Here is a 7015-nt window from a genome sequence, read left to right on the forward strand (position 1 = left end):
AACCGAGCCCAGAAGAACAGCACGGCAACGGCGCCCCCGCCCGGAGATATATCCGGGCGGGGGCGCCGCCGTATGGTGCGGCCCGCCGTATCGTTCATCCATCGACCGCTGCCCCCAGGAGCGCTTCATGACCCCGCCCGTCGTCCACTCGCTGCGCGAACAGATCCGCGAGCACATCGTGGAGGGGATCGTCAGCGGCCGCTGGAAGCCGGGTGAGCGGATCGTCGAGCGGCGTATCGCGACCGAACTGCGGGTCAGCCAGACACCCGTACGTGAGGCGCTGCGCGAGCTGGAGAGTCTGCGGCTGATCGAGTCGGCGCCCAACAAGGGCGTACGGGTACGGAATCTGACCGCGGCCGATCTGGAGGAGAGCTACCCGGTACGGGCGGGTCTTGAGCAGATCGCCGCGGAGCTGGCCGCCGAGCGCCTCGCCCTGGACTGCTCGGCGCTGGAGCCGCACGTACTGGCGCTGTACGAGGCGGACCGGAGAGCCGACGGGACGGGGCAGGTGCGGCACACCGTGGCCTTCCACCGGGAGCTGGTGCGGGCCGCCGGTAACAGTGTGTTGCTGCACACCTGGGAGGGGCTGGGCATCGAGGTCTTCACCGCGCTGTCGATCCGCTGGCTGGGGACGGTGCAGAAGTCGTACGCCGAGGAGCACGAGGAGCTGGTCCAGGCGTTCCGCAGAAGGGATCCCGGCATTGGCGCACTGGTGAAGGACCATGTGCTCGGATGTGCGCCGCGCGCCTGATTCGCCCCTTCCGTCATGACTTACTCTCCGTCACTCGGTGCCCCCTCCTGCGGCACGGAATGCCAATTCCTCCATATCGAGAAGTTTTGCCCTTCAACCCTTTGATCGATCATCGATCAGCGACTTACAGTCTTAGACGGACTGCACCCAGTCCTCCGCCCTGTCCTGCCAGACAAGGCTCTTCTCCACCCCCCTCCTGTCCGGAAGGCGGCGACCATGCCCGACCCCGTAGGCAAACTTCCGAGCGAGCTCGACCAGCTCCCGGACCGTGATGCCGAGGAGACCGCCGAGTGGGCGGCCTCGCTCGATGCCGTGACCGAGCACGCCGGCCCGCATCGCGCCGCGTATCTGATGCGGCGCACCCTCCAGCACGCGGGAACGGCCGGGGTCCCGGTGCCCGCGCTGCTGGAGACCGACTATGTGAACACCATCCCCACCGCCTCCGAGCCCGCCTTCGACGGCGACGAGGCGATGGAGTCCCGGATCACCGCCTGGAACCGCTGGAACGCGGCGGCCATGGTCACTCGCGGCGCCCGCTTCGGCGTCGGCGGCCATATCGCCACCTTCGCGTCGGCGGCGTGGCTGTACGAGACCGGCTTCAACCACTTCTTCCGCGGCAAGGAGGGGGACGGCTCCGGCGACCAGCTCTATATCCAGGGCCACGCCTCCCCCGGCATATACGCCCGCGCCTTCCTCGACGGCCGGCTGACCGAGTCGGACCTCGACCACTTCCGCCAGGAGGCGGGCGGCAAGGGTCTGCCCTCGTACCCGCATCCGCGCCGGCTGCCCTGGCTGTGGGAGTTCCCCACCGTCTCGATGGGCCTCGGCCCGCTCTCCGCGATCTACCAGGCGCGCTTCAACCGCTATCTCACCAACCGCGGTATCAAGGACACCTCCGCCTCGCACGTCTGGGCGTTCCTCGGCGACGGCGAGATGGACGAGCCCGAGTCGACGGCGGCCCTGGCGCTCGCGTCCCGTGAGCAGCTGGACAATCTGACCTTCGTCATCAACTGCAACCTCCAGCGGCTCGACGGTCCCGTCCGCGCCAACTTCAAGATCGTGCAGGAGCTGGAGGCCCAGTTCCGCGGCGCCGGCTGGAATGTCATCAAGTCGCTGTGGGGCTCGGCCTGGGACGAGCTGTTCGCCCTGGACACCACGGGCGCGCTGGTACGCCGGCTGCGCCAGGTGCCGGACGCGCAGTTCCAGACGTACGCGACCCGCGATGTCGCCTACATCCGCGAGCACTTCTTCGGCGTGGACCCGGCCCTCATCGCGCTCGCGAAGCTGCTGCCCGACGCGAAGATCGCCGAGTGTTTCTACACCTCGCGCGGCGGCCACGAGGCCCGCAAGGTGTACGCGGCCTACCGCGCGGCCCTGGCGCACAAGGGCGCCCCGACGGTGATCCTGGCGCAGACGGTGAAGGGCTACACGCTCGGCGCCGGCTTCGAGTCGCGCAACGCCAACCACCAGATGAAGAAGCTCTCGGGCGACCAGTTCCGCGCGATGCGCGATCTGCTCGACCTGCCCATCCCGGACGCGAAGCTGGACGACAGCCTCGTACCGTACGGCCACCCCGGCGCGGACTCCCCCGAGGTGCGCTACCTCCAGGAGCGCCGCGCGGAGCTGGGCGGCCCCGCCCCGGCCCGCCGGGTGCACGCCGTGGCCCTTCCCGAGCCGTCCGACAAGCCGTTCCAGACGGTCCACAAGGGCTCGGGCAAGCAGTCGGTGGCGACCACCATGGCGTTCGTCCGGCTGATGAAGGACCTGATGCGGGACAAGGAGACCGGCAGGCGCTGGGTCCCGATCGTCCCGGACGAGGCCCGCACCTTCGGTATGGAGGCACTGTTCCCGTCGGCCGGCATCTACTCGCCGCTGGGGCAGACGTACGACCCGGTCGACCGCGACCAGATCATGTACTACAAGGAAGCCAAGGACGGCCAGATCCTCAACGAGGGGATCACCGAGGCCGGTTCGATGGCGGACTTCATCGCCGCGGCGACGTCGTACGCGACGCACGGCGAGACGATGATCCCCTTCTACATCTTCTACTCGATGTTCGGCTGGCAGCGCACGGGCGACCAGATGTGGCAGCTCGCCGACCAGCTGGGCAAGGGCTTCATCGTCGGTGCCACCGCGGGCCGTACGACCCTGACCGGCGAGGGCCTTCAGCACGCGGACGGCCACTCGCATCTGATCGCGTCCACCAACCCGGCCGCGCTCAACTACGACCCGGCGTTCGCGTACGAGATCGCCGTGATCGTCAAGGAGGGCCTGCGGCGGATGTACGGCCCCCAGGCCGAGGACGTCTTCTACTACCTGACGGTCTACAACGAGCCGATGCCCCAGCCCGCGATGCCGGAAGGCGTCGAGGAGGGCATCGTCAAGGGCCTGTACCGCTTCAAGGAGGGCACCCCGGCCGCGGCCGACGCCCCCCGTACCCAGCTGCTGGCGTCCGGTACGGCGATCCACTGGGCCCTGGAGGCACAGGAACTGCTCGCCGCCGACTGGGGCGTCACCGCCGATGTCTGGTCCGCGACGTCCTGGGGCGAGCTGCGCCGGGACGCCCTTGAGGCCGACGCGGCGCTGCTGCGCGGCGAGGAGCGGGTGCCGTATGTGACGCGCGCGCTGTCCGGTGCGCCGGGTCCGGTCCTCGCGGTCAGCGACTGGATGCGTCAGGTCCCCGACCAGATCAGCCAGTGGGTCGAGCAGGACTACACCTCGCTCGGTACGGACGGCTTCGGTCTCTCCGACACCCGTGAGGCGGCCCGCCGTCACTTCGGTGTGGACGCCCGGTCGATCGTGGTCGCGGTGCTGGCGCAGCTGGCCCGCCGGGGCGAGGTCAAGCCGGAGCGGGTCGTGGAGGCCCGCGAGCGCTACGGCCTCTGAGCCAGGTCACACCCCGGGAGCCCCTGTCATGTCCTGGCGGGGGCTCCCTGCATCATGGAGCCATGCGTGCTGCTCGGCTGATCAAGATGGTGCTCCTGCTCCAGTCCCGGCCCTCCATGACCGCGGGCGAACTGGCCCGGGAGCTCGAAGTGTCCGAGCGGACCATCACCCGGGACGCCCAGGCGCTCTCGGAGGCCGGGGTCCCGGTCTACGCGGACCGGGGCAGGAGCGGCGGCTACCGGCTGGTCGGCGGCTACCGCACCCGGCTGACCGGGCTGGCGCGCGGCGAGGCCGAGGCGCTGTTCCTCTCCGGAGTGCCGGGCGCGCTGCGGGAGATGGGGCTCGACGATGTCTCGTCGGCGGCCCGGCTGAAGGTGTCGGCGGCGCTGCTGCCGTCGCTGCGGGACGCCCCGGACTCGGCGGCGCGGCGCTTCCATCTGGACGCGCCGGGCTGGTACCAGGAGCCGGAGACGCCCGAGCTGCTGCCGGTCCTCGCCGAGGCGGTCTGGGGCGACCGGCTGGTCGCGGCGCGCTATCTGCGCCAGGACACCGAGGTGGAGCGGGAGCTGGCCCCGTACGGTCTCGTGCTGAAGGCCGGTGTCTGGTACGTCTGCGCCTGTTCCCAGGGGGCTTTCCGGGTCTACCGGGTGGACCGGTTCACCTCGGCGGAGACCTTGCAGGAACGTTTTTCCAGGGATGAGTCCTTCGATCTGCCCGGGTTCTGGGAGGAGCGCGCCGCCGAGTTCGCGCGCTCGCTGCTGCGTACGGAGATCGTGGTCCGGCTCTCGGCGGACGGCGCCCACCGGCTGCCGTACACCGTCGACCGCGTAGCCGCCCGCGAGGCGCTGGCGACGGCCGGTCCGCCGGACGACCGGGGTCTGCTCACACTCGCGCTGCCGGTGGAGTCGGAGGACGTGGCGTACTCCCAGCTGCTCACGCTCGGCCCGGACGTGGAGGTCCTGCGACCGGCCACCCTGCGCGAACGCTTCGCCGAGGCGGCGCGGCGGATGCGGACGCTGTACGAGTGACCGGGCCGCCGCCCCGCGGCGACGTACCCGAACACCCGGCAACGAAACGGCTCACAATCCGTGGCTCCGCGTGCGCCGCCCTCCCGTAAGCACGATGCTTGACCCGTGATGGACGAGACGGAGTTCTGGGAGATCGTCGACAGCACCCGCGACGCCGCCGAGGGCGACCCCGAGGACCAGGCGGATCAGCTGGTCGAGCGGCTGCTGCAACTCGACCCCGACTCCGTACTGGACTTCTCGCGCCACTTCGAGTCGCGCTACAACCGCGCGTACAGCTGGGACCTGTGGGGCGCCGCCGCCGTGCTGCTCGGCGGCGTCAGCGACGACGCCTTCGACTACTTCCGCTGCTGGCTCATCGGCCAGGGCCGCGAGATCTTCGAGGGCGCGCTGCACGACCCGGACGCGCTCGCCGAGCTGCTGGACGACTTCGACCCGGACATCGACGGGGACGGCGAGGATCTGGGGTACGCGGCGGACGAGGCGTACGAGCAGCTGACCGGCGTGGTGGCGCCCGCCCTGGGCATCGCCTCGCAGCCGGCCGAACCGGAAGGCACCCCGCTGGACTTCGAGGACGAGGCGGCGCTCGCCGAGCGCTTCCCCCGGCTCGCGGAACGGTTCAGCGACGCGTAGGGCGTGGTCAGTCCGTCAGCGAGATCCCCATGAGCACGTCGTCCACGTACACCCCGTCGAGGCGGAACTCCCCGGGCAGCACCCCCTCGACGACATAGCCCTCCGCCTCGTACAGCTTCCGCGCCGGCTCGTTGTGGCCGAGCACCCGCAACGTCAGCCGCCGCGCACCCTGGTTGCGCGCGTGCAGCGCCGCCGCGCGCAGCAGCGCGCGGCCCACACCGCGCCCGCGCGCCCACTCATGGACCGCGAGCCCCTGGATCTGCCGTACATGCGCGTTGCTGGCGAGCGCCGTGGGCCGCACGACCCGGATGTATCCGGCGATCCGCTCGTCACCGACCTCGGCGACCAGGAAGTCCTCGGGCCGGTGCAGCGCGTCGAAGAACGGACCGTACGGCGGCTCCGGCCGGGGCGACACGGCGTGCAGCGACGACCAGGTCGCCCGGTCGAGCTCGCTCAGGACTCCGTCGTCGGAAGGGAGTGCGGGACGTATCTGTGCGTCGGACATGGCGCAACTGTGCCATGGGACGTTCCACGGGCAGGATGGGTCCCATGAGGATCGCGATCACCGGTTCCACCGGGCTCATCGGTACGGCACTCGCACGCTCCCTGCGCGCCGACGGCCACGAGGTGGTCCGCCTGGTGCGGCGCCCCGTCCGGACGGCCGACGAGGTCGAGTGGGACCCGCTGCGGCAGCGGGTCGACGGCCACCGGCTCAGCGGCTGCGAGGCCGTCGTCCATCTCGCCGGAGCCGGCATCGGCGACCGCCGCTGGACCGAGGCCTACAAGAAGGAACTCCGCGACAGCCGGATCCTCGGCACCGCCGCCATCGCGGAGGCCGTCGCCACACTCGACCAGCCGCCCCGGGTGCTGGTGTGCGGATCCGCCATCGGGTTCTACGGCGAGACCGGGGACCGGAAGGTGGACGAGAGCGCGCCTCCGGGCGACGGGTTCCTGCCCTCGCTCTGCGTGGAGTGGGAGGAAGCGGCCCTGGCGGCGGAAGAGGCGGGCGTACGAACGGTGTTCGCGCGCACGGGCCTCGTGGTCGCGCGCGGGGGCGGGTCCTGGGGCCGGCTCTTCCCGCTGTTCCGCGCGGGCCTGGGCGGCCGGCTCGGCTCGGGACGCCAGTACTGGAGCTTCATCGCGCTCCACGACGAGGTGGCGGCGCTGCGGTATCTGATCGACACGGAAACCCTGGAAGGCCCGGTGAACCTCACCGCGCCGGAACCCGTCACGAACCGCGAGATCACGGCGGCGATGGGCCGCGTCCTGCACCGCGCGACGCCGTTCCCGGTGCCGGCGGTGGCGCTGCGGGTGGCGCTGGGCGAACTGTCGGCGGAGGTCCTGGGCAGCCAACGCGTACTGCCGACGCGGCTGCTGGAGTCGGGCTTCAGGTTCGCGTTCCCAACGATCGAGGAAGCGATCCGGGTGGCGTAGGGGGCTTTGGCTGGGGCCGGTGGCCGGGTGCGGGTTGTGGCCGGGGTGCGCCGTCCGGCGGGGGGGTGCGGTCCGGCCGTCTTTGGCTGGGGCCGGTGGCCGGGTGCGGGCTGTCGCCGGGGTGCGCCGTCCGGCGGGGGGGTGCGGTCCGGCCGTCTTTGGCTGGGGCCGGTGGCCGGGTGCGGGCTGTCGCCGGGGTGCGCTCCGGGGCTCGCGCCCGGGACTGCATGATTTACGGCGCGTACCGAGCCACAGTCGGAAGACGGGCGTTCGCGCGCCACAAATC

At 71.2% G+C, this 7015-nt stretch carries 6 protein-coding genes; 5 read left to right on the forward strand and 1 reads right to left on the reverse strand.

All coding sequences use genetic code 11. From position 1 onward, the window contains the following. The first annotated feature begins 127 nt into the window (after positions 1–127). The 4 genes from ACFRMN_RS37190 (at position 128) to ACFRMN_RS37205 (ending at position 5295) form a co-directional block, all read left to right on the forward strand. The gene (locus tag ACFRMN_RS37190; protein WP_383028586.1) at positions 128–751 is read left to right on the forward strand and encodes a GntR family transcriptional regulator; all 624 of its coding nucleotides are present in this window, start codon (positions 128–130) and stop codon (positions 749–751) included. 216 nt (positions 752–967) lie between these two features. After that, positions 968–3637, forward strand: coding sequence for a pyruvate dehydrogenase (acetyl-transferring), homodimeric type (gene aceE, locus ACFRMN_RS37195; RefSeq protein WP_383028588.1), 2670 nt, complete (start codon positions 968–970; stop codon positions 3635–3637). A gap of 62 nt (positions 3638–3699) precedes the next feature. Beyond that, a complete protein-coding gene (locus ACFRMN_RS37200) occupies positions 3700–4665 on the forward strand; it encodes a helix-turn-helix transcriptional regulator (RefSeq protein WP_383028591.1) in 966 nt (321 codons plus the stop codon). A 108-nt stretch (positions 4666–4773) separates the two neighbouring features. Further along, a complete protein-coding gene (locus tag ACFRMN_RS37205; RefSeq protein WP_383028601.1) occupies positions 4774–5295 on the forward strand; it encodes a DUF4240 domain-containing protein in 522 nt (173 codons plus the stop codon). A 7-nt stretch (positions 5296–5302) separates the two neighbouring features. Here the strand turns inward: ACFRMN_RS37205 and ACFRMN_RS37210 are convergent, their stop codons facing one another. Beyond that, positions 5303–5800, reverse strand: coding sequence for a GNAT family N-acetyltransferase (locus ACFRMN_RS37210; RefSeq protein WP_383028593.1), 498 nt, complete (start codon positions 5798–5800; stop codon positions 5303–5305). Positions 5801–5835: 35 nt separating this feature from the next. Here ACFRMN_RS37210 and ACFRMN_RS37215 point away from each other — a divergent pair, with 35 nt between their 5' ends. Further along, positions 5836–6729: a TIGR01777 family oxidoreductase gene (locus ACFRMN_RS37215; protein ID WP_383028603.1), complete on the forward strand. Its 894-nt coding sequence runs from the start codon at positions 5836–5838 to the stop codon at positions 6727–6729. The last annotated feature ends 286 nt before the right edge of the window (positions 6730–7015 follow it).

Source organism: Streptomyces sp. NPDC056835, assembly GCF_042789485.1.
In the GTDB taxonomy this organism is placed as follows: domain Bacteria; phylum Actinomycetota; class Actinomycetes; order Streptomycetales; family Streptomycetaceae; genus Streptomyces.